At 73.6% G+C, this 23,626-nt stretch carries 22 protein-coding genes; 15 read left to right on the top strand and 7 right to left on the bottom strand.

The annotated features are described in order from the left end of the window. The first annotated feature begins 3 nt into the window (after window positions 1-3). From ACIPKM_RS06490 to ACIPKM_RS06465, 6 genes are all read left to right on the top strand, one after another. Window positions 4-1,689 (top strand): bifunctional 3'-5' exonuclease/DNA polymerase, encoded by a 1,686-nt coding sequence (locus tag ACIPKM_RS06490; RefSeq protein WP_402736401.1) that lies wholly within the window; start codon window positions 4-6, stop codon window positions 1,687-1,689. A gap of 89 nt (window positions 1,690-1,778) precedes the next feature. After that, a complete protein-coding gene (locus ACIPKM_RS06485; protein WP_402736400.1) occupies window positions 1,779-2,585 on the top strand; it encodes a phosphatase PAP2 family protein in 807 nt (268 codons plus the stop codon). A 10-nt stretch (window positions 2,586-2,595) separates the two neighbouring features. After that, window positions 2,596-4,227, top strand: coding sequence for a protein kinase (locus ACIPKM_RS06480; RefSeq protein WP_402736399.1), 1,632 nt, complete (start codon window positions 2,596-2,598; stop codon window positions 4,225-4,227). A gap of 47 nt (window positions 4,228-4,274) precedes the next feature. After that, window positions 4,275-7,439 (top strand): GH92 family glycosyl hydrolase, encoded by a 3,165-nt coding sequence (locus ACIPKM_RS06475; protein ID WP_402736398.1) that lies wholly within the window; start codon window positions 4,275-4,277, stop codon window positions 7,437-7,439. 34 nt (window positions 7,440-7,473) lie between these two features. Beyond that, the gene (locus ACIPKM_RS06470) at window positions 7,474-7,704 is read left to right on the top strand and encodes a hypothetical protein (RefSeq protein ID WP_402736397.1); all 231 of its coding nucleotides are present in this window, start codon (window positions 7,474-7,476) and stop codon (window positions 7,702-7,704) included. A 46-nt stretch (window positions 7,705-7,750) separates the two neighbouring features. Further along, on the top strand, window positions 7,751-7,954 hold the full coding sequence (locus ACIPKM_RS06465; protein ID WP_139201893.1) for a hypothetical protein: 204 nt from the start codon (window positions 7,751-7,753) through the stop codon (window positions 7,952-7,954). A gap of 163 nt (window positions 7,955-8,117) precedes the next feature. Here ACIPKM_RS06465 and ACIPKM_RS06460 read toward each other — a convergent pair whose 3' ends face one another. The 4 genes from ACIPKM_RS06460 to ACIPKM_RS06445 form a co-directional block, all read right to left on the bottom strand. Beyond that, window positions 8,118-8,648, bottom strand: a complete 531-nt coding sequence (locus ACIPKM_RS06460; protein ID WP_402736396.1) for a GNAT family N-acetyltransferase — start codon at window positions 8,646-8,648, stop codon at window positions 8,118-8,120. A 23-nt stretch (window positions 8,649-8,671) separates the two neighbouring features. Further along, window positions 8,672-9,610 carry an aldo/keto reductase family oxidoreductase gene (locus ACIPKM_RS06455; RefSeq protein ID WP_402736395.1) on the bottom strand — a complete coding sequence of 313 codons (939 nt, stop codon included), beginning with the start codon at window positions 9,608-9,610 and terminating at the stop codon, window positions 8,672-8,674. Between the two features lie 126 nt (window positions 9,611-9,736). Then, complete coding sequence (locus tag ACIPKM_RS06450; protein WP_402736394.1) at window positions 9,737-10,348, bottom strand: hypothetical protein; 612 nt, start codon at window positions 10,346-10,348, stop codon at window positions 9,737-9,739. 18 nt (window positions 10,349-10,366) lie between these two features. Next, window positions 10,367-11,122, bottom strand: coding sequence for an SDR family NAD(P)-dependent oxidoreductase (locus tag ACIPKM_RS06445; protein ID WP_092385396.1), 756 nt, complete (start codon window positions 11,120-11,122; stop codon window positions 10,367-10,369). A gap of 35 nt (window positions 11,123-11,157) precedes the next feature. Here ACIPKM_RS06445 and ACIPKM_RS06440 point away from each other — a divergent pair, with 35 nt between their 5' ends. After that, window positions 11,158-11,967 (top strand): putative RNA methyltransferase, encoded by an 810-nt coding sequence (locus ACIPKM_RS06440; protein ID WP_402736393.1) that lies wholly within the window; start codon window positions 11,158-11,160, stop codon window positions 11,965-11,967. Window positions 11,968-11,974: 7 nt separating this feature from the next. Here the strand turns inward: ACIPKM_RS06440 and ACIPKM_RS06435 are convergent, their stop codons facing one another. Together ACIPKM_RS06435 and ACIPKM_RS06430 are read right to left on the bottom strand one after the other, a co-directional pair. Continuing rightward, the gene (locus ACIPKM_RS06435) at window positions 11,975-12,478 is read right to left on the bottom strand and encodes a hypothetical protein (protein WP_402736392.1); all 504 of its coding nucleotides are present in this window, start codon (window positions 12,476-12,478) and stop codon (window positions 11,975-11,977) included. Window positions 12,479-12,599: 121 nt separating this feature from the next. Then, the gene (locus tag ACIPKM_RS06430) at window positions 12,600-13,019 is read right to left on the bottom strand and encodes a VOC family protein (RefSeq protein ID WP_071302439.1); all 420 of its coding nucleotides are present in this window, start codon (window positions 13,017-13,019) and stop codon (window positions 12,600-12,602) included. 61 nt (window positions 13,020-13,080) lie between these two features. Between ACIPKM_RS06430 and ACIPKM_RS06425 the strand changes: the two genes are divergently transcribed. From ACIPKM_RS06425 to ACIPKM_RS06395, 7 genes are all read left to right on the top strand, one after another. After that, window positions 13,081-14,025, top strand: coding sequence for a helix-turn-helix transcriptional regulator (locus ACIPKM_RS06425; RefSeq protein ID WP_402736391.1), 945 nt, complete (start codon window positions 13,081-13,083; stop codon window positions 14,023-14,025). Window positions 14,026-14,252: 227 nt separating this feature from the next. Further along, on the top strand, window positions 14,253-14,348 hold the full coding sequence (locus ACIPKM_RS06420) for a potassium-transporting ATPase subunit F (protein ID WP_402736390.1): 96 nt from the start codon (window positions 14,253-14,255) through the stop codon (window positions 14,346-14,348). Continuing rightward, window positions 14,348-16,033: a potassium-transporting ATPase subunit KdpA gene (kdpA, locus tag ACIPKM_RS06415; RefSeq protein ID WP_402736389.1), complete on the top strand. Its 1,686-nt coding sequence runs from the start codon at window positions 14,348-14,350 to the stop codon at window positions 16,031-16,033. The genes ACIPKM_RS06420 and kdpA overlap by 1 nt, the downstream gene beginning before the upstream one ends. A gap of 11 nt (window positions 16,034-16,044) precedes the next feature. Further along, window positions 16,045-18,159 carry a potassium-transporting ATPase subunit KdpB gene (gene kdpB, locus ACIPKM_RS06410; protein ID WP_139201897.1) on the top strand — a complete coding sequence of 705 codons (2,115 nt, stop codon included), beginning with the start codon at window positions 16,045-16,047 and terminating at the stop codon, window positions 18,157-18,159. Further along, entirely contained in the window at window positions 18,156-18,764 is a 609-nt protein-coding gene (kdpC, locus tag ACIPKM_RS06405) for a potassium-transporting ATPase subunit KdpC (protein WP_402736388.1), read from the top strand. Before kdpB ends, kdpC begins: the two co-directional genes overlap by 4 nt. Before the next feature lie 121 nt (window positions 18,765-18,885). Then, window positions 18,886-21,378 (top strand): ATP-binding protein, encoded by a 2,493-nt coding sequence (locus ACIPKM_RS06400; RefSeq protein ID WP_071295171.1) that lies wholly within the window; start codon window positions 18,886-18,888, stop codon window positions 21,376-21,378. Window positions 21,379-21,391: 13 nt separating this feature from the next. Next, window positions 21,392-22,099: a response regulator gene (locus ACIPKM_RS06395; RefSeq protein ID WP_071295172.1), complete on the top strand. Its 708-nt coding sequence runs from the start codon at window positions 21,392-21,394 to the stop codon at window positions 22,097-22,099. Here ACIPKM_RS06395 and ACIPKM_RS06390 read toward each other — a convergent pair. After that, on the bottom strand, window positions 22,083-22,955 hold the full coding sequence (locus ACIPKM_RS06390; RefSeq protein WP_402736387.1) for a LuxR C-terminal-related transcriptional regulator: 873 nt from the start codon (window positions 22,953-22,955) through the stop codon (window positions 22,083-22,085). The genes ACIPKM_RS06395 and ACIPKM_RS06390 overlap by 17 nt on opposite strands. Window positions 22,956-23,065: 110 nt before the next feature. Here ACIPKM_RS06390 and hxlB point away from each other — a divergent pair, with 110 nt between their 5' ends. Further along, a complete protein-coding gene (hxlB, locus tag ACIPKM_RS06385) occupies window positions 23,066-23,626 on the top strand; it encodes a 6-phospho-3-hexuloisomerase (RefSeq protein ID WP_070417616.1) in 561 nt (186 codons plus the stop codon).

Here is a 23,626-nt window from a genome sequence, read left to right as displayed (position 1 = left end):
TCCGTGCACCTCGTCCTCCGCCGCGTCGACGGCGGCGTCCTCGCGACGCCCCTGACCGACGCGGGGACCGCAGACGGCGAGCCGATCCGGGTGGACGAGCCGCGCCTCCCGGCGTTCGTCGCGTCCCGGGACGCGCCCGACGTGCGCTGGGTGTGGGACGACACCGCGCGCTGGTACCCGGCCGTGCTCGCGGCCGGCGGCCGGGTCGGGCGCTGCATCGACCTGCGCCTGTGCCGCCGCATCCTGCGATCGGCCCTCGCGGCACGGGACACCGCGCTCGCCGCGGCGCCCGTCGACGCGTGGGACGCCGCCGTCCAGGAGGCGCGGGTCACCCGCCCGACGCACGCCCGCCTCTTCGACGACGCGCTCTTCGACGTGTCGCCTCCCGACGACGAGCTGGACCCGGTGGCAGAGCTGCGCGCGCAGCTCGACGCGGTCGCCTCGTCGACCGCGCCGGGTGCGCTGCGGCTCCTGGTGACGGCGGAGTCCGCCGGCGCGCTCGTGGCGGCGGAGATGCTCCACGCCGGGCTGCCCTGGCGCGCCGACGTGCACGAACGACTGCTCGAGGACGCGCTCGGACCGCGGGTACCGTACGGCGTGCGACCTCGGCGGCTCGAGGAGATCGCTGCCGTCGTGCGCGAGCGGCTCGGTGACCCGTCGCTCAACCCGGACTCGCCCGCCGACGTCCTGAAGTCCCTGCGCCGGGCCGGCCTGATGGTCTCGAGCACGCGGAAGTGGGAGCTGCAGGAGATCGAGCACCCGGTCATCGAACCGCTGCTCGAGTACAAGCGGCTCGCGCGGTTGCTGACCGCGAACGGCTGGACCTGGCTCGACGAGTGGGTGCACGAAGGTCGGTTCCACCCGAAGTACCTGGTCGGCGGGGTCGTCACCGGGCGATGGGCGGCCGACGGCGGGGGAGCGATGCAGCTGCCGAAGGGCATCCGCGCCGCCGTGGTCGCGGACGACGGGTGGAAGCTCGTGGTGGCCGACGCGGCGCAGCTGGAGCCCCGGGTGCTCGCGGCGATGGCCGGCGACCGGGCGATGGCGGCGGCCGGGGACGGGCGCGACCTGTACGACGGCGTCGTGGCCTCCGGGGCGGTCGAGACCCGGCAGCAGGCCAAGGGCGCGATGCTCGGCGCGATGTACGGGGCGACCCAGGGCGAGGGCGGGCGGCTCGTCCCGCGGCTCGAGCGGGCGTTCCCGGCTGCCCTCGGCCTCGTCAGCCGGGCAGCCAGGGCGGGGGAGCGGGGCGAACCCGTGACGACGTTGCTCGGCCGGACGTCACCGGTGCCGGACGCCTCGTGGTTCGCGGCGCGGAACCAGGCCTACACGGTCGAGGGGACGCCGGCGATGCAGCGGGCGGTGGAGTCGCGGGCACGGAGCTGGGGGCGGTTCACCCGGAACTTCATCGTGCAGGGCACCGCTGCCGAGTGGGCGCTCGCGTGGATGGGGTCGTTGCGCTCGCGGCTCGCCGAGCGCTTCCCGGGGCCGGTGACGGACGGCCCGCACCTGGTGTTCTTCGTGCACGACGAGATCGTGGTGCACACCCCGGCCGAGCACGCCGAGTGGGTGGCCGAGCAGATCCGGGCCGCCGCTGCCGATGCCGGGCGACTGCTGTTCCGCGACTTCCCGGTGGTGTTCCCGCTCTCGGTGGCGGTCGTCGACGACTACGGCGCCGCGAAGGACTGACGCCGCGCACCTGCGTGCCCGGTGCCCGGCGCACCGGCGGCGCCCGGGCGCACCGCACCCGCACACCGGGACTCGGGCAGGGTGGGTCGATGCAGACCGATCACCCCGAGGCCCCCGACCAACGCGTCGGCGACGTCGACCTCACGACGTGGCGCACCCGCGCTGGCCGGGCGTCCGCGGACGGCTGGGCAGCGCTCGGCCACCGCTGGGGCGCGCTCCCGCTGCTCGTGGTCACCCTCGCGATCGGCATCGGGGTCGCCGTCACCGCGACCTGGGCGGCCTCCGAGGTCTACGACGCCGTGCGCGAGGCCGACGACGTCGCCGTGCTCGACCGCCCCGTGCTCGACTGGATGCTCACGCTCCGGTCGCCGACGGCCGACACCCTCGTGACCTGGTGGACGGACGTCGCCGGCACCATCGGGATGCCGATCGTCGCCCTGGGGTTCCTCGTCGGGTTCACGATCCAGCGTCGTGCCTGGACGCCCCTCGTGCTGCTCGTCGCGGCCGCGGGCGGGTCCCTGCTCATGACGGTCGCGGGCAAGGACCTCATCGGCCGTGCCCGCCCGCCGCTGCGCGATGCCGTCCCGCCGTACGAGCACTCGCCGTCGTTCCCGTCCGGGCACACGCTCAACGCGACCGTCATCGTCGGGACGATCGTGTACCTGCTGCTCCTCCGGCAGTCGAAGCTCGTGACCCGGGTGCTGACGATCGTCGCCGGCACCGTCTTCGTCGTCTCGGTCGGCATCTCGCGGGTGTTCCTCGGCCACCACTGGCTGACCGACGTCCTGGCGGCGTGGGCGCTCGGGCTCGCCTGGCTGGCGCTGGTGATCACGGCGCACCGCCTCTACCTCACGGCGCTCCGCCGCGGTGCGCGACCCGTCAGGTCGTCCCGGTAGGTTGCCCCGCATGGAAGAACGGGTCTTCGGCGGTCGGTACCGCGTCACGGGAACGCTCGGGCACGGCGGCATGGCCTCCGTCTACCGGGCGGTCGACGAGCAGCTCGGGCGTGAGGTGGCGGTCAAGGTCTTCCGCATCGGAGCGGTCGACCACGGCGAACGCGCCCGTGCCGAGGCGGAGATCCAGACCCTCGCGGCGCTCCGCAGCCCGGCACTCGTGACCCTGTACGACGCCGCGCTCGACGACGTCGACGGCGACTCGTACCTCGTGATGGAACTCGTCCCGGGCAGCGACCTCGCGACGCGACTGCGCGAGGGGCCGCTCGACCGTGCCACCGCCGCCGGTGTCGGGGCGCAGGTCGCGGACGGCCTCGCGGCGGCGCACGCGCAGGGCATCGTCCACCGCGACGTGAAGCCGGCGAACGTGCTGCTCGAGAGCGACGGCGTCCACGTCAAGCTCGCCGACTTCGGCATCGCCCTGCTGCGGGACGGCGCCCGGGCCACCCAGACCGGCACGGTGATGGGCACGGCGGCGTACATCGCACCGGAGCAGGTCCTGGCGCAGCCGATCACCGGCAAGGCCGACGTGTACGCGCTCGGGCTCATGCTCCTCGAGGCGCTCACCGGCAAGCAGCCGTTCCCGGGCAGCGCGGTCGAGTCCGCGACCGCTCGCCTCACCCGCGGTCCGGAGATCGACCCGCACCTGCCCACCGCCTGGCGCACGCTCCTGCACGTCATGACCGCGCAGGACCCGGCGGACCGGCCCTCGGCGGCCGAGGCCGCACAGCGACTCCGTGCGCTCGGCCACGACGACGCCGCTCCGGCCACGCAGCTCCTCCCCGGCGGTCCCGGCACGGTCACGCCGGCCGTGGCGGGTGCGGCGGCCGGTGCCGCGGCGGCGGGCGCTGCGGGTGCCGCCCGTGCGGACGAGGCGACGCAGGCGATGCCGGCGAGTCGCGCCTCCGGGGCCGACGACGCCACGCGAGCCATGCCGACCGCGCAGCCCGGCGGCGCCGACGACGCGACGCGCGTCCTGGACGCGCAGCGGCCGAACGCCTCCGACGACGTCGCGACCACGGTGCTCGGCGCGCAGGGGGGCCGCAGTGCGGACGGCGCGACCGGAGCGGTCGGCCGTGCCGGAGGCCCGCGTGGCCCAGTCGCGGCACCCCCGGCCCCGGCGCCGGACGACCGGCCCCGGCGCCGACGCGGGCCGATCATCGCCGCCGTGGTGATCGGTGTGCTCGTGCTCGCCGGCATCGTCGTCGCCGTGTTCGCCCTGAACGGGGACGACGCCTCGACGCCGGCACCGACCGAGTCGAGCTCGCCCTCGACCGACGACCAGCAGCCGAGTGAGCCGGCGGAGCAGCCGTCCGAGCCGGCGGAGCAGCCCTCCGAACCGGCCGAGCAGCCGTCCGAGCCCGCACAGCAGCCGTCCGAACCGGCCGAGCAGCCGTCCGAGCCGGCACAGCCGAGCGACCCGGCGGACGACCCCTCGGTGGGGCCGCAGCCGTCGAGCCCGGCGTCCAACCCCGTGCAGGCCCCGCAGGACGGCGCCGACCCGGCCGTCGACACGAGCGGTCCGGGCGGCTCCGACTCCGGTCCCGGGAACTCGGCGAACGCACCGGGGCACAACGGGGGCTGACACGCCGGGGGTTTTCCTCCAGACGGTGGACCAAATACGCTGGGCCGGTGCGAGAACTGCAACGGAGCGGTGGCCCGACGACGGCCGTCGCCGCGCGGAACGGTGTCGGCTTCGGTTCGGCGGAGGGCTGGCTGGTCGAACGACCCGCGGGTGAGCACGTCGCCGCCGCGGTCGTCCCCGGGTTCGCCGGTCGGCCGATCGAGTCGGGTGACGAACTCTCGTGGGTGTGGTTCCCGGAGCGCGTGCTGCCGGACGGTGCGACGGAACCCACCGAGGACGACCTGCCGCACTTCTGGGACGCGACGGCGTTCGCGCTCGACCTGGTCTGTACCGACGGCACGCGGCTGAGCGACGCGGCGCGCGACCAGTACGGCGACGCGCTCACGCCCGAGGCGCAGGACGCCGCGCGCAAGCAGTGGGTCGACCAGTGGAACCGTCGGGCGGTGGACCTCACCCCGCTCGCGGGCCGGGTCGTCGACCGCCTGGAGGCGCGGCTCGGCTCCGCCCCGCACCCCACGACCGCAGACGGGTCGCGCCCGCACCTCCGCGGCTGGCTCGACGCCGTCCGCATCGGTCCCGCGCGCCCCACCCCGCGCACCCCGCTCGACCACGTCCGCACGACCCGCGGCACGCAGGCGTCCTCGCGGTTCTCCCGCGGCAACAACGCCCCGCTGGTCGGCATCCCGCACGGCGGGGTCTTCGGCCTGCCCATGACGGACGCCTCGAGCAACCGCTGGCCGTACGCCTACCAGGAGCACGACCGCACCGACGCGACCGGCCGGGTCCGCCCGGCGATCCAGGCCTTCGCGACGAGCCACATCCCGTCCCCGTGGATGGGGGACCGGGGCGTCTTCCAGGTCATGCCCTCCCCGCTCGACACCCCCGATCCCGACCGGGACGCCCGCGCCCTCGGGTTCGACCACGACGACGAGCAGGACGGCCCGCACCGCTACCGGGTCGACCTCGACGAGGGCGTCACGGCCGAGATGACCGCGGGGGAGTTCGCCCTCGGCTTCCGGTTCACCGGCACCCGGAGCATCGTGCTCGACCACCACGGCCGGGTCTCGGACGTCTCGGTGACGGTCACGGACGGCGCCGCCGTGGTCGAGGCCCTGCTCGACGACCGTCCGGGCACCCCGCCCCACTTCGTGCACGTCCGGGTCCCCGGGGTGACCGCCGACCACACCACCGTCGGCGAGCAGCAGCTCCGCGGCTGGTTGTCGCTGTCCGACGAGGCCGAGGGCACCGACGTGCTGCTCGGGATCTCCACGGTCTCGTTCGAGGACGCCCGCGCGAACCTCGACGCCGCCGGCCCGTTCGACACCATGCGCGCCCGTGCCGAGCAGCTCTGGACGGACGAGCTCGCCACGCTCTCCGTCGAGGGTGCGACCCCCGACCAGCTGACGAGCCTGTACTCGGGGCTCTACCGCCTGTTCCTCTACCCGAACCGTGCCGGCGAGACCGCGCGCGACGGGGTCCCCCGGCACCGCTCCCCGTACGGCTCCGTGCAGGCCGAGCCGATCCGCGACGAGCCCGGACCCGAGGTCGTCGACGGGCCGTTCACCACCACGAACGGCTTCTGGGACACCTACCGGACCGCCTGGCCGCTGCTCGCCCTGCTCACCCCGGACACGGCGGGCGACCTCGCGCAGGGCTTCGTCGAGCACCACCACGACGGCGGGTGGACGCCCCGGTGGAGTGCCCCCGGCGCCGAGGACTGCATGACCGGCACCACGAGCGACACCGTCTTCGCGGACCTCGCGGTGAAGGGCGTCACCGGGTTCGACCTCGCGCAGGCGTACCGCAGCGCACTGCGGAACGCGACCGTCCCGCCGCGCGACGAGCGTGTCGGACGCAAGGGGAGCCTCCCGGGTGCCTTCCGCGGCCACGTCGACACCGCGACCCACGAGGGGATGAGCTGGACCCTCGACGCAGCCATCAACGACTGGGGCCTCGCCGTCATGGCGGGCCTGCTCGCCTCGCGCGCCCGGACACCCGCCGACCTCGCCCGCTACGAGGCCGAGTCGGAGTGGTTCGCCCGTCGGTCCCTGCAGTACCGGAACGTGTTCGACTCCGAGCGCGGCTTCTTCATCGGGCGCGACCCCGACGGGTCGTGGCGGGTCGGCACCGAGTTCGACCCGCGGGACTGGGGCGACGACTACACCGAGACGAACGCGTGGGGGACCGCCTTCACCGCTCCGCACGACGGGTCCGGCGTCGTCGACCTGCACGGCGGCCCGTCCCGCTTCGACGCCGCGCTCGACGCGTTCTTCGCCACCCCGGAGACCGGCGCGACCGTCCGCTCCGGCTCGTACGGCTTCCCGATCCACGAGATGACCGAGGCCCGCGACGTGCGGATGGGGATGCTCGGGCTCTCCAACCAGCCCGCGCACCACATCCCGTTCTTCCCGATGTTCACCGGGCGGCACGACGAGGCGCACCGCATCGTCCGCGAGGCGCTGCAACGGCTCTTCGTCGGGTCCGACCTCGGGCAGGGCTACCCCGGCGACGAGGACAACGGCGAGATGAGCGCCTGGTACGTCTTCGCGACGATCGGCCTCTACCCGCTGGCGCCGTCCACGGGCACCTACGTCCTCGTGCCGCCGTCGGTCCGCAGGACGGTGCTGCAGCAGCCGGGAGGCGCGCCCACCGTCATCGAGGTCGCCGACGGCTCCGAGGGCGCGTACGTCGCGTCGGTGACGGTCGACGGCTCACCCTGGACGTCGGTGAGCATCCCCCACTCGGTGGTGGTGTCGGCGTCGCGGATCGTGTTCACGCTGTCGCCCGAGCCGCAGGGCTGGGCATCGGACACGCGCCCGGTGTCCGCGTCCGACGTGCACGGGTACCGGGACACCCCCGTCGACCTGCTGCCGGTCGGCCTGTCGTCCGCCGACCTCCCGTCGCCCGCCTCCTCGCTCGTCGACGACACCGGACGGACGGTCACGGCGCTCGCCGCGGGGACCTCGGTGTCGTTCGACGTCCCCGACGTCCCGACCTCGCTCTACACGGTCACCGCGGCGGAACCCGGTGTCCACTCGTGGGAGGCCGCGCTCGGGGACACCCGCGTCGCCGTGCAGGACGCGGTGTTCGACTGGGCCGGGCAGACCCGGGTGTTCCGGTTGCAGGGCTCCGGGACGGCCTTCACGTTCACGGCCGTCTCCGACCTGCCGCTCACCCAGCTCGAGCTGATCGCGGCGGACGGACAGCGTTGACCCGCCGTTCACCGGGCGGGGGCATGCTCGGCCCATGTCGATGAGCACACCCTTCGATCCCGAACAGGACGGCCGCTCGATCCCCGTGGACGGCGCCGACGAGGACGAGCTGCAGATCGAGGAGGACCGCGGCGCCGACGTCGGCGAGGACTCCGCCGACCCGAGCGTCTCGCCGGTCCGTCACGACGACGAGGACGAGGCCGGCGGCGGCCCGGTGTTCTGGCGACCGCAGGCCGGCGACCGCCTGCACCCGGACGATCTCTGACGGACTTCCAGGGCGATTGCCAAGCGGACCGGGCATGCTCGGGCGCATGTCGATCGCGAACTCGTGGGACCCGTCCGGTGGCCGTGCCATCCCCGAGGACCAGGTGAAGGAAGACGGCCTCGAGCTCGACGAGGAGTCGGCCGCCGAGCTCGGCATCACGTTCGACGTCGTCGGCGGGGCGTCGGCCGACCCCGCGGGGGTGTCGCCGGTGGACGTGGCGGTCCCGAGCGCCCCCACCCGCGCCGACTGACCCGCGCGCCGCGCCGCGCGCTGCTGCCCGCGCCCCGCGCGGCAGCGCTCGTGCTGCGCACAACCAAACGCACCACGAACCGCGCGGAACCGCGGTTCGACGCGCGTTCGGTTGTGCGACGGCAAGCGACGCCGCGGGCCGCGACCGCGGGCCCCGCGCCGCGTCAGCGCCCGGCGGGCCCGCCGGGCACGCGGTACTTGAACCCGACGTGCGAGCCCGTGAACCCCAGCCGCTCGTAGAACCGGTGCGCGTCCGTCCGGTCCGCGTCCGAGGTCAACTGCACGAGCGGCGTCCCGAGTTCCCGGGCGGCGACGTCGACCACCCACCGCATCACCGCGCTGCCGATCCCGCCCGAGCGCACGGCACTGCTCACCCGGACGGCCTCGACGAGCAGCCGGGCGGACCCACGCCGGGCCATCCCGGGGATCCGCGTGAGCTGCAGCGTGCCGACGACGACGTCCCGCTCGTCCGTCACGACGAGGAGCGCGTTCGCCGAGTCCTCGACGATCGCCCGGAGCGCGGCGGCGTACAGCGGCTCGTCCTCCGGCGCGGCGACGTCCCCGCGTGCGGCACTGATCGGGTCGTCCGACAGCAGCGCCATCAGGGCGTCGAGGTCGTCGGGCGAGGCGTCCCGGACGGTGACCGGGCCGGAGCGGGCGACGAGGCGGACGGGCAGGGTGAGGTCGTGGAGCACGGGTCCCACCCTGCCCGATCCGCTCAGGGGACGGTGTGCCCCGCGGCGGTGAACACGCGGTACCACTCCTCGCGCGAGAGCACGACGTCCGACCCGGCGGCAGAGTCTCGGACGCGCTGCGGGTTCGTCGTGCCGAGGACGACCTGGAAGTGCGCCGGGTGGCGGGTGATCCACGCCACGGCGATGCCCGTCGGGGTGACCCCGTGCGCGGCCGCGAGCTCCTCGAGCACGTCGTTCAGCTCGGCGTAGTGCTCGCGATCGCCGAGGAAGACGCCGTCGAAGAAGCCCTTCTGGAACGGCGACCAGGCCTGCAGCGTGATGTCGTTGCTGCGCGAGTGGTTGAGGATGTCGTTGTCGCGGTCGATCGACTGGTCGAGGCCGCCCATGTTCGCCGTGACGCCCTGCGCGATGACGTTCGCGTGCGTGATGCTCAGCTGCACCTGGTTGAACGCGAGCGGCTGCCGCACATAGCGGCGCAGCAGGTCGACCTGCCCCGGCGTGTGGTTCGAGACGCCGAAGTGGTGGACCTTGCCGGCGGCGTGCAGCTCGTCGAAGGCCTTCGCGACCTCTTCCGGCTCGACGAGGGCGTCGGGACGGTGCAGCAGGAGGACGTCGATGTGGTCGGTCTGCAGTGCCGTGAGGGACTCGTGCACGGACTCGATGACGTGCTCGTACGAGAAGTCGAAGTACGCGCCGTTCGGGGTCGGGCGGATGCCGACCTTGGTCTGCAGCACGATCTCGGCGCGCTCGGCGGGGGAGAGGGTGACGGCCGAGCCGAACCGCTCCTCGCAGCCGTGCCACCCGCCGTACACCGCGGCGTGGTCGAACATGGTCACGCCCGCGTCGCGCGAGGCGCGGTAGAGCGCGCGGATGTCCTCGTCGCTCATGTCGTTGATCCGCATCAGGCCGACGACGACGTCGGAGGCGGTGAGGTCCGTCTGTGGCAACTCCAGTGTCTTCACGCCCTCGATCCTGCCATCGGCGTGCCCGGGCAGGCAGGCCCTGTCCGTACCGGCATCGGTGCGAGCGACGGACGGGAGGCGCGGCTCGGCCCCGCCACGGGCGTCGCGTCCGTCAGGCGGTCCGGTTCAGGGCACCAGGACCGTGAGCACGCCGGTCCCGTCGGCCCAGCTGCCGGTGAGCGTGCGGCCTGCGGGCAGCTCCGCCCCGACGGCACGGGCGACGACGAGCGTCCCGTGGTCGGTCGCGACGGAGGTCAGGGCGCCGGAGGTCTGCGCGTCCACGGCCGTCACGGTGGGGGAGTCGGCGTCGGACCCGCTGCCCGATGCCGTCCCCTCGGCGTCCCACGCCCCGGATCCGTCGGCGCGCTCGAGGGTGGCCTCGTGCCCGCCCGTGGCGATTGCCCGGCGCAGGACGTCGGCGTACACCGGGTCGCCCACGGCGTCGTAGACCCAGCGTCGTCCGAGCACGGAGTGGTCCATCTCGGTCACGAGGAAGGCCTCGGCGCCGTCGAGCGGTGCCCCGCGGTAGGTCAGCGGTGCCTGGAGCACCCGGCCGTCCGTGGTGCGCACGAGCACCGTCTCGACGCCGACCTCGCCCGCGGGGTCGTCGAACCGGAACTTCCCGGCGATCGCGAGGTCGTCGCCGGCGGAGACCCCGCTCCAGGGCTGGTCCGGCAGCCAGGCGGCGAGCGCCTCGAGCTTCGACGGGCGGAGTTCTGCGCGGTGGATGACGGCCATGCCCCGACCGTACCGGGGTCAGTGCACGGAGAACCCGCCGTCGACCGCGATCGACTGCCCCGTGACGTACGCCGAACCGGGGCCGGCGAGGAACACCGCGGCGGCAGCGAAGTCCGAGGCGAGCCCGTTCCGCCCGACCAGGGTCCGTGCCGCGAGGGCGGCGACGGTCGCGGGGTCGGCACTGAGCCGTTCGTTGAGCGGGGTCCGGACGAAACCGGGGACGAGGACGTTGGAGGTGACCCCGTGCCCGGACCAGGCCTCTGCTTGGGACCGGGCCAGCGCCTCCAGGCCCGCCTTCGAGACCCCGTACGCGCCGCTGGCGGCGAAGGGTCGGTGCGCTTGCTGGGAGCTGATGCCGATGATCCGGCCGTACCCGCGGGCCGCCATGCCGGGCGCGAGCCGCTGCCCGAGCACGAACGGCGCGTCGAGGTTCACGGCCATCGTGGCGTCCCAGGTGTCCTCGTCGAGGTCGGCCATGGGCGGCCGCAGGTTGATCCCCGCGGAGTTGACGAGCACGTCGACATCGCCTGCAGTGTCGGCGAGGGCGTGGGCTCCGGCGCGCGTGGACAGGTCTGCGACGATGCCGTCGGCCGAGCCACCCGCCTGCCGGATCGCAGCGACGGTGGCGTCGATGGTCGCCGCTGTCCGGGCCGCGACGAGCACGTGTGCGCCGGCGTCCGCGAGGGCGGTGGCGATCGCTCGCCCGATGCCGGAACTGCCTCCCGTCACCAGGGCGGTGCGTCCGTCGAGGCCGAAGAGCTGCTGCAGCGACATCCGGCCAGGCTAGCGAGGCCCCGTACGCTGGGCCGGTGCGTGACGACCTGCTGCCGATGCTCGCCTGCCCCGCCTGCGCCGAGCCCCTCGGCCGTGTCGACGGCGGCCAGGTCGGCTGCGCCACGGGCCACCGGTTCGACGAGGCCAAGCAGGGGCACCTCACGCTGCTGCCCGCGAAGCGTCGTGCGCTGACGGCGGACACCCCGGAGATGGTCGACGCCCGACTCCGATTCCTGGGGCGGGGGCACTACGCACCGGTCGAACGGGCCGTGGCCCGGGCGGTCGCGTCGGTGGACGTGCCCGGTGTCGTCGTCGACGTCGGGTCCGGGCCGGGCACGTACCTCGCGTACGCGCTCGAGGCCGTCTCGCGGCTCGGGGTCGCACTCGACCTGTCCGCGGTCGCGATCCGACGGGCCGCTCGCATCCACGAGCGTGCGGGGGCCGTCGTCGGGGACGTGACCGAGCGCCTCCCGGTCGTCGACGGCGCAGCCGCGGTCGTGCTGGACGTCTTCGCGCCACGCAACCAGACGGAGTACGCCCGGGTGCTGCACCCCGAGGGCCTCCTCGTGGTGGTGACCCCGCGCACCGGACACCTGGTGGAGCTGGCCGACGCGACGATCACGGTGGACCCCGAGAAGGAACGGCGGCTGCACGACTCCCTCACGCCCGCGTTCGCGCAGCGGTCGGCCGAGGACCTCACGTGGACGATGGAGCTGTCCGCCGATGACGTCCACGACGTGGTGCACATGGGGCCGAGCCACCACCACGTCGACCCGGGGCAGGTGTTCGCGCCGACGAGCGTCACCGCTGCCGTGACGGTCAGCACGTGGAGTCCCGCGCGCTGACCGCCCGTCACCGCGCCCGTCGCCGGGCGGTGTGGGCTCGACCACGTGCACGGTCGATCGCGATCCCGATCCGGGCGAGCAGGAGCACGGCGCCGACACCACCCGCGCCGATCGGGGTCACGAACAGGCCGAGGTCCGTTCCCGGCAGCCGCCACCAGTCGATCGACCACGCGGCGACGACCGCGAACGCCAGCAGGAGTCCGGCTCGCCACCACCAGCGCCCCGGCAGCCGTCCGACGCCGAGCGTGGACAGCACCAGGAGCGCCCAGCACCCCTCCGGCGCGAAGGACCGCGGGTCGTTCGTCCCGCAGGTGGACACGGCGCACTCCCACCGGACCTGGTCGGCCACGCCCGCGTACCAGCGGAACAGCAGCACGGCCGCGACGAGGGCGAGGAGCGCCACCGGCGGGCCCACCCAGCGCCACACCCGGCCGAACCGGGAGCGGCGTCGACGCGCGGCCACCCACCCGTCGCCGAGCTCGTAGCCGGGCATCGGACGGAACTCGGGCATGCCGGCACGCTACCGGCGGTCGGATTTCGTGGGGAAGTGGCTCGGAAACGTCACGGCGTGCGGCCCGGGGGTCGCCCGGGCCGCACAGCGGCGCTGATCGGTCGGCGCTACTCGGTCGGCGCTACTCGGTCGGCGCCGCGACGTCGAGCGCCCAGATGACGCCGAAGCGGTCGCGGAGCTGCCCGGCCAGCGGTGCCCAGGCCGACGGACCGAGCGGCTGCCGGATCTCGGCGCCCTCGGACAGCGCTGCCCAGTACCGCTCGAGCTCGGCCGCGTCGTCGCCGTGCACGTACACGTAGAAGGCGTTCGTGCCCTGGTCGTACGGCTGCCCCGGCCAGACGTCGAAGGCCATCACGCGCAGCCCGGCGTCGGTGGCGACCTGACCCCAGACGATGCGGTCGGCCCAGTCCGGCTCGTCCGAGGCGCCCATCGCGCCGTAGGTCATGGACGCGACCTCGCCGCCGAAGACCGAGGCGTAGAAGTCGAGGGCCGCGCGGGCCTGTCCGTCGAAGTTGAGGTGGGTTGTCGTTTCGATACTCATGGGACCAGCATCCCGGGCATTGCGGTCAGATCCTGTCCGCTTCTCCACCGATACTGGAGGCATGTCCGGACCGTCCTCGCGCATGCTCGCGCTGCTCTCGCTGCTGCAGGTGCACCGGGACTGGCCCGGCGACGAGCTCGCCGGACGGCTCGAGGTCAGCCCGCGCACGCTCCGCCGCGACGTCGACCGGCTCCGCGGCCTCGGCTACCGCGTGGAGGCACTGCGCGGCCCGGCCGGCGGGTACCGGCTGGCAGCGGGTGCGGACCTGCCCCCGCTGCTGTTCGACGACGACCAGGCGGTCGCGATCGCCATCGCGCTCGCCGTGGCGCCCGCGTCCGGCGCGGACATCGCCGAATCGGCCGCCCGGGCGCTCGCGACGGTGCGGCAGGTGATGCCCGCGCGTCTGCGCACACGGGTGGACGCGATCGACGCGGTCGCGTCGGCCGGTCGCACCCCCGTCGACCCGGAGGTCCTCGTCGCGGTGAGCGAGGCGGTCCACCTCGGCGAGGTCCTCCGCTTCGGGTACGGCCCCGACGAGACGCCCCACCGGGTCGAGCCGCACGCGGTGGTCGCCCGGAACGGCCGCTGGTACCTGCTCGACTGGGACCTCGACCGCGACGACTGGCGTACCCACCGCGTCGACCGCATCACCCCGCGGATGCGGACGCGCGTGCCGTTCACGCCGCGTCCCGTGCCCGGTGGCGATCCGGCAGCGTTCGTGGCCGCGCGGTTCAAGGGGTCCGACCGCGAGGACGTCTGGCCGTGTACCGGCACCGCCGTCCTCGAGGTGCCGGCCGAGACCGTCGCGCCGTACCTCCCCGACGACGCCGTGCTCGAGCCGCTCGGCCCGGACCGGTGCCGTCTCACGCGCGGCTCCTGGTCGTGGGAAGGCCTCGCGGCGGCGTTCGCCGGTGCCACCGCGGACTTCACCGTCGAGGGGCCCGACGAACTCCGGGCGGCGACGGCCGTGCTCGCCGAGCGGCTGGGGCGAGCGAGCGGGCGTTAGTGACGCGCATGCGTGTGTCAGGAGCGCGTCAGGAAACCGTTAGGGACGGGTCCGGAGGGGCGGTGCCGGATCCAGCATCGGTTCGGCACCACACGTGGTGCCGTCCGCGTCGCCCGGCGCGGACCCCGTGAACCTCTGGAGTCCCTCGTGTTCGACGTCTTCGTCGTCGCCGGTGTCCTCGCCGTGTTCGGCGTGGTGGCACTCATCGCCAAGGCGGTGGAACGGCTGTGATCGTCATCACCATCACCATCGCCGCCGCCGTCCTCGGCGTCGCCTCGCTCGTGTACCTCGTCTGGGCCCTCGTGCGCCCGGAGAAGTTCTGATGAGCACCGCGGACACGTGGGCCGGGATCGTCCAGGTCGCCACCCTCGTGCTGCTGCTCGTCGTCGCCTACCGGCCGCTCGGCGACTGGATGGCGCGGGTGTTCACGCCGACGCGGCACAGCCGGATCGAGCGCGCGGTCTACCGGGTGATCGGCGTCGACCCCGACGCCGAGCAGTCGTGGCCCGCGTACCTGCGCGGCGTGCTGCTCTTCAGCGCCGTGGGGCTGCTGCTCGTGTACCTCCTGCAGCGCATCCAGGTCGTGCTGCCCGGCGACCTCGGGCTGCCGAACGTCGGTCCGTCGCTCGCGTTCAACACGGCGGCGTCGTTCGTCGCGAACACGAACTGGCAGTCGTACTCGCCCGAGGTCACCGTCGGGTACACGGTGCAGATGGCCGGCCTCGCGGTGCAGAACTTCCTCTCCGCGGCGGTCGGGCTCGCCGTCGCCGTGGCGCTCGTCCGCGGCTTCGCCCGTCGACGCTCCGGCACGCTCGGCAACGTCTGGGTGGACGTCGTCCGCGGGACCGGCCGGCTCCTGCTGCCGGGTGCGTTCGTGTTCGCGATCGTGCTCGTCGCCGGTGGTGTCATCCAGTCGTGGGGGAGCGGCACCGACGTCACGACCCTGATCGGCGGGACGCAGCACATCCCGGACGGGTTCGTCGCCTCGCAGGAGGCCATCAAGGAACTCGGCACGAACGGTGGCGGCTACTTCAACGCGAACTCGGCGCACCCGTTCGAGAACCCCCAGGCGTGGACGAACCTCGTCGAGGTCTTCCTCATGCTCGTCATCCCGTTCTCGCTGCCGCGCACGTTCGGCCGCATGGTGGACGACGACCGTCAGGGCTACGCGATCCTCGCCGTGATGGGCGCGATCTTCCTCGTCTCGCTCTCGGTGATGTCGATCGCCGAGCTCGGTGGCGGCGGCAGCGCGACCCACGCCGCCGGGGCCGCCATGGAGGGCAAGGAGGTGCGGTTCGGCATCCTCGGCACGACGCTCTTCGGGACGACGTCGACCGCGACGTCGACCGGCGCCGTGAACGGCATGTTCGACAGCTTCACGCCGATCGGCGGGATGATGGCGCTCGTCAACATGATGCTCGGCGAGGTCACCCCCGGCGGCGTCGGCTCCGGGCTGTACGGGATGCTCGTGCTCGCGGTCATCACGGTGTTCATCGGCGGGCTGCTCGTCGGTCGGACCCCCGAGTACCTCGGCAAGAAGATCCGGGCCCGCGAGATGACCTTCGCGTCGCTCTACATCCTCGTCACCCCGACCCTGGTGCTCCTCGGCACCGGCCTGTCCCTGGTGCTCCCGGGCGTCCGTGAGCAGGTCGTCGGCACGTCGATCTTCAACCCGGGCAACCACGGCCTGTCCGAGCTCCTCTACGCCTTCACCTCGGGCGCGAACAACAACGGCTCGGCGTTCGGCGGCCTGACGGCGAACACGACGTGGATGAACTCCGCGCTCGGCGTCGTGATGCTGCTCGGCCGGTTCGTCCCGATGGTGTTCGTGCTGGCGCTCGCCGGGTCCCTCGCGACCCAGGACCGGGTGCCGGAGACCGTCGGCACGCTGCCCACGCACCGGCCGCTGTTCATCGTCCTGCTCGGCGGCGTCGCCGTCGTCGTGACCGCACTCACCTACTTCCCGGTGCTCGCACTGGGACCGCTCGCAGAAGCCCTCGCCCGATGAAAGCCGAGACCATGACCACCGCGACCTCCGAGCACGAGGCGACCAGCGCCTCCAGGCCGGCCACCCGCTCGTCCGCCTTCGGACCCCGTCAACTCGTGGCGGGCCTCCCGGGTGCCCTGCGCAAACTCGACCCGCGACTGATGTGGCGGAACCCCGTCATGTTCATCGTCGAGGTCGGCGCCGCGCTGACGACGGCAGCAGCCGTCGTCGAGCCGTCCGCGTTCACCATCGCCATCGCCGTGTGGCTCTGGCTCACCGTCGTCTTCGCGAACCTCGCGGAGTCGGTGGCCGAGGGCCGGGGCAAGGCGCAGGCCGACACGCTGCGGAAGACCCGCTCGACCACGAGTGCCCGTCGGGTGCTCCGGTACGACCGGTCCGACGCGGCGGCGACCGGCAACGAGACCGAGGAGGTCGCGTCCGTCGACCTCGCCAAGGGCGACGTCGTGGTCGTCGTCGCGGGCGAGGTGATCCCGGGCGACGGCGACGTCGTGGACGGCATCGCGTCCGTCGACGAGTCGGCCGTGACCGGTGAGTCCGCCCCGGTCATCCGCGAGTCCGGAGGCGACCGGAGTGCCGTCACCGGCGGCACCCGGGTGCTCTCGGACCGCATCGTCGTGCGCATCACGTCGACCCCCGGTGAGACCTTCATCGACCGGATGATCCGGCTCGTCGAGGGTGCCGCCCGGCAGAAGACGCCGAACGAGATCGCGCTGAACATCCTGCTCGCCTCGCTGTCGATCGTGTTCGTGATCGTCTGCCTGACGATGCAGCCGATCGCCGGGCTCGTCGGGGCGACCGTGAGCGTTCCGGTGCTCATCGCCCTGCTCGTCTGCCTCATCCCGACGACGATCGGTGCCCTGCTCTCCGCGATCGGCATCGCGGGCATGGACCGACTCGTGCAGCACAACGTCCTGGCGATGTCCGGCCGTGCGGTCGAGGCCGCCGGGGACATCACGACCCTGCTGCTCGACAAGACCGGGACGATCACGTACGGCAACCGTCGGGCGTCGCGCGTGGTGCCGGTCCCCGGTGTCACGGAGCCGGCCCTGATGGAGGCGGCCGCCCTGTCGTCCGCTGCGGACGGGACCCCCGAGGGGCGGTCCATCGTCGACCTCGCCGCGGGAGCGGGCGTCGCCCCGGACCTCCCCGCCGGTGCCGTCGAGGTGCCCTTCACCGCACAGACGCGCATGTCCGGCGTCGACCTGCCCGATGGCAGCTCCGTGCGCAAGGGTGCCGCGTCGGCAGTGCTCGCCTGGGCTGCAACCGGCTCAGCCGGTGTTCCCGAAGCGGTCGCGCAGGCCATCGACGCCACGGTCGTCGAGGTCTCCGACCAGGGCGGTACCCCGCTCGTCGTCGGACGCCGCGCACCATCCGGTGCGGTCACGCTGCTCGGGGTCGTCCACCTCAAGGACGTCGTCAAGGACGGCATGGCGGCACGGTTCGCCGAGCTGCGCGAGATGGGGATCCGCACGGTGATGATCACCGGCGACAACCCGCGCACCGCGAAGGCGATCGCCGCCGAGGCCGGTGTGGACGACTTCCTCGCCGAGGCCACGCCGGAGGACAAGCTCGCCCTGATCCGCAAGGAACAGGAGGGCGGCAACCTCGTCGCGATGACCGGTGACGGCACGAACGACGCCCCGGCCCTGGCGCAGGCGGACGTCGGCGTGGCGATGAACACCGGGACGACCGCGGCGAAGGAGGCCGGCAACATGGTCGACCTCGACTCGGACCCGACGAAGCTCATCGACGTCGTCCGGATCGGCAAGCAGCTGCTCATCACCCGCGGGGCGCTCACGACGTTCTCGATCGCGAACGACATCGCCAAGTACTTCGCGATCATCCCCGCGATGTTCCAGATGGCGTTCCCCGGGCTCGCCGCGCTCAACGTCATGGGGCTGCACAGTCCCGCGTCCGCGATCCTCAGCGCCGTCATCTTCAACGCGCTCGTGATCGTGGCGCTCATCCCGCTGTCCCTCCGCGGCGTCGCCTACCGCGCCGCCTCGGCATCGTCGATCCTCGGCCGGAACCTGCTCCTCTACGGGCTCGGCGGCGTGGTCGTCCCCTTCATCGGCATCAAGCTCATCGACCTCGTGGTCGGTCTCATCCCGGGGTTCTCCTCATGACGTCTGCATCTCGTTCCTCGTTCCGCTCACTCGGGGTGGCCGTCCGGCTCACCCTCCTCAGCACCGTGGTGCTCGGCATCGCCTACCCGCTCGCGGTGTGGGGCGTCGGCCAGGCCGCGTTCCACGACCAGGCGAACGGCTCGATGGTGACGTCGTCGGACGGCACCGTCGTCGGGTCGTCGCTCATCGGGCAGTCGTTCGACGGCCGCGGAGCCGACCGGTGGTTCCAGTCGCGGCCGAGCGCCGCGGGGGAGAAGGGCTACGACGCCGGGGCGTCGAGCGGGTCGAACCTCGGGCCGTCGAACCCCGACCTGCTCCGCAGCGTGCAGGAGCGGCGTGCGGCGGTCGCGAAGGCCGACGGGGTGCCCGCCTCCGAGGTGCCGGCGGACGCGGTGACGGCGTCGGGCTCCGGCCTCGACCCGGACATCAGCCCGGAGTACGCGCTGCAGCAGGTGTCCCGCGTGGCCGCTGCGCGGGGGATGTCGGAGTCGGCGGTGCGCACGCTCGTGGAGCAGCACACCGAGGCGCGGCAGCTCGGGTTCCTCGGCGAGCCCGTGGTGAACGTGCTCGAGCTGAACCTGGCGCTCGCGAAGGCGTCGGCGTGACCCGTGGCGCGGATCGCTCCCGCACAACCGAAGTCACACCGAACCGCGCGGAACCGCGGTTCGCACGGACTTTGGTTGTGCGGGCGCTCCCCGCACCCCTCGGACGCGAGAGGATGAGCACGTGAAGCGCGGGAAGCTGCGGGTCCTGCTCGGTGCGGCGCCCGGTGTCGGCAAGACGTTCACGATGCTCGAAGAGGGGCACCGACTGCGCGCCGAGGGCCGCGACGTGGTCGTGGCCGTCGTCGAGACCCACGGCCGCGCCGCCACGGCCACACTGGTCGACGGGCTCGAGGTCGTCCCCCGTCGCATCGTGGAGCACCGCGGCGTCCAGCTCGACGACCTCGACCTCGAGGCCGTGCTGGCCCGCCGGCCCGACATCGCGCTCGTCGACGAGCTCGCCCACACCAACGCGCCCGGCAGCACGAACGAGAAGCGCTGGCAGGACGTCGAGGCGATGCGGGACGCCGGGATCGACGTCATCTCCACCGTGAACGTGCAGCACATGCAGTCCCTCGGCGACGTCGTCCGCGAGATCACCGGCACCGTCCAGCGCGAGACCGTCCCGGACGCCGTGGTGCGCGCGGCGGACCAGATCGAGGTGGTCGACCTCGCCCCGGCGGCGCTGCGCGAGCGGCTGTCCGACGGGCTCGTCTACCCGGCGACCCGGATCGACGCGGCGCTGTCGAACTACTTCCGGCTCGGCAACCTCACCGCCCTGCGCGAGATCGCCCTGCTCTGGCTCGCCGACGAGGTCGACGACGCGCTCAAGGCCTACCGCGCCGAGCACGGCATCGACCACCGGTGGGAGACCCGGGAACGCGTCCTCGTCGCCCTGACCGGCGGTCCCGAGGGCGAGACCCTGCTGCGCCGGGGCGCCCGGATCGCAGCCCGCAGCGCCGGCGGCGAGCTCGCCGCCGTGCACGTCACGACGAACGACGGCCTCCGCGAGCGCCACCCGGGGGCGCTCGGGAAGCAGCGCACCCTGCTCGAACAGCTCGGCGGGACGTACCACCAGGTGGTCGGCGACGACGTGCCGACGACCCTGGTGCGGTTCGCGAAGTCGATCGACGCGACGCAGATCGTCATCGGGGTGAGCCGCCGCAGTCGGCTCGCCGCGGCGATCACGGGCCCGGGCATCGGCAACACCGTCATCCGCGAGTCCGGCGACATCGACGTCCACGTCGTCACCCACGAGCGGGCGGGCGGTGGCTTCGCCCTGCCGAGGCTCGGCGGCAGCCTGTCCCGCGGCCGGATCGTCGCCGCGTTCGTGCTCTCCCTCGTCGCCGGTCCACTGCTCACCTGGCTGCTGTCGTTCAGCACCGACCCCGACTCGATCACCGTGGACGTGCTCGCCTACCAGCTGCTCGTGCTCGTGGTGGCGCTCGTCGGCGGGATGTGGCCGGCCGTCTTCGCCGCCGTGCTGTCCGGGCTGAGCCTCGACTTCTTCTTCGTGCAACCCCTGCACCGGGTCACCGTGCAGCAGCCGTGGCACCTGGTCGCCCTCGTCATGTACGTCATCAGTGCCGTGCTCGTGAGCTTCGTCGTGGACCGCTCTGCCCGTCGCTCGCGAGCCGCCCGCCGCGCCGCCGCCGAGTCGGGCCTCCTCATGGGGATCGCCGGCAGCGTGCTCCGCGGCGACGACGCCCTGCAGGCGCTGCTCGACCGGACGCGCGAGGCCTTCGGCTTCGCCGGCGTCCGGATCCGGCAGGGCGACGAGGTGCCGGCCACGTCCGGGACGTTCGGCGAGACGCCGGACGCCGCCACGTCCCTCCCGTCCGGCGCCGTCCTGGAGTTCGCGGGCGCCCCCGACGACCCGACCCAACGACGACTGCTGCGCGTCGTCGAGCAGCAGCTCGACGCCGCCGTCGAGCACCGCGACCTCACCCGCGCGGCCGTCGACGCCGAGCGCATCGCGGCGGTGGACCGGGTGCGGAGCGCGATCCTCGCGGCCGTCGGCCACGACGTGAGGCGGCCGATCGCGGCCGCCTCGGCGGCCGTGCAGACGCTGCGGGCGCCGGACATCGAGTTGTCGGCGGACGACCAGGAGGCGCTGCTCGCCACCGCCGACGAGAGCCTGCGTCAGCTCGCGGTGCTGTTGGCAGACCTACTGGACGTCAGTCGCGTGCAGGCCGGGGTGCTCGCCGTGACGCCGGTGCCGCTCGCCCTCGAGACGGTGGTCGCCCCCGCGCTCGACGAGCTCGAGCTCGGTCCGGACGACGTCGACCTCGACCTGCCCGCCGACCTCCCGCCGGTCCTCGCCGACGCCGTGCTGCTCCAGCGCGTCGTCGTGAACCTCCTCGCCAACGCCGTGCGGTACGCCCCGGAGGACACCCGGGTCCGCATCGCCGCGAGCGCGTTCGGCGGCGGCGTCGAGCTCCGGGTGGCCGACCACGGCCCCGGCATCCCGTCGGACCGCGTCGACGAGGTGTTCCAGCCGTTCCAGCGCCTCGGCGACACCGACAACGACACCGGACTCGGACTCGGACTGGCCCTCGCCCGCGGGTTCACCGAGGGCATGGGCGGCACGATCGAGGTCGACGACACCCCCGGCGGCGGACTCACCGTCGTGGTGCGGCTGCCGATCGCCGGACACCTGGGAGTGGAGATCCGATGAAGGGCCGTGCGCGATGAAGGTCTTGATCGCCGACGACGACGTGCAGCTCGTCCGGGCGCTCGCCGTGACGCTGGCCGCCCGCGGGTACGACGTCGTCACCGCCCGGGACGGCCGGGCCGCGATCGACGCGGTCATCACCGAGCGGCCCGACCTCGTGCTGCTCGACCTCGGGATGCCCCGGCTCGACGGCATCGGGGTGCTCGAGGGCATCCGGGCCTGGTCGCAGGTCCCGGTGCTCGTGCTCTCCGGTCGGACCGACTCGTCGGACAAGGTCGACGCGCTCGACGCCGGCGCGGACGACTACGTCACGAAGCCCTTCCAGATGGACGAGCTGCTCGCCCGACTCCGGGCGCTCGGCCGGCGGCAGGTCGCGGCAGCGTCGGCCGCGGGTGCGACGCCCTCGGTGTCGATCGGGGACCTCGTCGTCGACCTCGTCGCGAAGCAGGTCACGCCGCCGTCCGGTCCGGCAATCCGACTGACCCCGACCGAGTGGCGGTTGCTCGAGGTCCTCGTGACGAACCCCGACCGGCTCATGACGCGCGAGATGCTCCTCACCGACGTGTGGGGACCGTCGCACGGCAACGACTCCGGGTACCTTCGGCTGTACATGGCGCAGCTGCGGCGGAAGCTCGAGCCGGACCCGGGACACCCGCGCTACCTGGTCACCGAGTCGGGCATGGGCTACCGCTTCAGCCCCGCCGGGATCACGTCCGGGAACTGACCGCGGCGAGCTCCGCCCGGGTCCGCGCGCCGAGCTTCCGGAGCAGGTTCGCCACGTGGTACTTCACCGTGTTCGGGCTGATCCCGAGCCCGTCGGCGATCTCCCGGTTGCCGATCCCGGTGGCGACGAGCCGCAGCACGTCCTGCTCCCGCGGCGTGAGGTCGGACGCCTCCGACGACACCGGCGTCCCCGCCGGCGGGTCGAGCGGGATCGCGATGTCGAGCACGGACCCCCAGCCCGCCGTGGACGCCACGTGCAGTTCGCCGTCGAGGGTCGCGACCCGCTCGGCGATCGGCCGGACGGTGTCGTCGTGCACGTCGAGCGTGCCGGCTCCGTCGTCGCGGAGCTGCATGAGCAGGTTCCGGCCGTCGCAGTCCCACTGGATCCGGACGCGCCGCGCAGCTCCCTCGTCGACGAGGGCGAGCACCGCCGTCCGCACGATCGCCCGGGCGCTGTGGGCGACGTCGCCGGGGAGTGCTCGACCGGTCGCCGGCGGTTCCACGAACTGCACGTCGAGGTCCCCGAACCGGACGAGCGGACGGAGGTCGGCCCGGAGCCGCGAGAACGCCCCCGTGACCGGTTCGAGCAGGGCGCCGCGCTGCCGGTCCGTCACGGTCCGGAGGTCGACGAGCGCTGCCGACGCGATCTCGACGGCCTCGGCACGGGCGGCGGCGTCGCCCACGCGCGGCGACCGGAGCACGGCGAGCACCGACTCCAGGGTGAGTGCGTGCCGGTCCGCCTGCTCCGCGACGGTGCGCGCGTGGTCGGCGGCGGCGAGGCGTCCTGCGGGGTCGCGCCGCGCCTCCTGGACGGCCGACGGAGCCGCCGTCCCGTCGTCGCGCGCGTTGTCGGTCACGTGACCAACCGTACGACTCCCACCCGAGCGGGTGGGGCCACCCGATCGGACGGGGACCCCGCCGTGTCGGGTAGCGGCGGCGGACCCGCGTCCCGACAACGATCGATGGCATGCCCGCTGACACCGTGACCGACGCCCTCGCCCTGATCGTCCGCGAGTCCGCCGACCTCGCCGAGACGGTCCGGGGCGACACGGATGCCGCGCTCGAGCTGCTCAGCGGTGCCGAGCGCGTGTTCGTCCACGGGGCCGGCCGTTCCGGCCTCGCACTGCGGATGACGGCCATGCGGCTCATGCACCTCGGACTCGACGTGCACGTCGTCGGCGAGGTGACGACCCCGGCCATCCGGACGGGGGACGTCCTGCTCGTCGCGAGCGGCTCCGGCACGACCACCGGCATCGTCCAGGCGGCGCGCACCGCGGTCGACGTCGGCGCTGACGTGCTCGCCGTGTCGACGACCGACGACTCGCCGCTCGGCGCGCTCGCCGCCGTCACCCTCGTCGTCCCCGCCGCGACGAAGACGGACCGGTCGGGCAGCGCCTCCGAGCAGTACGCGGGCAGCCGCTTCGAGCAGGCCGTGGTCCTGCTCGGCGACGCACTCTTCCACGCCCTGTGGACCCGGAGCGGACGCTCCGCCGACGACCTGTGGCCCAGCCACGCCAACCTCGAGTGA

The organism is Curtobacterium sp. NPDC086286 (genome assembly GCF_044746255.1).
Lineage (GTDB): Bacteria > Actinomycetota > Actinomycetes > Actinomycetales > Microbacteriaceae > Curtobacterium.
The sequence above is the reverse complement of the archived record's forward strand: the minus strand, read 5'-3'. Positions and strand labels throughout refer to the sequence as shown.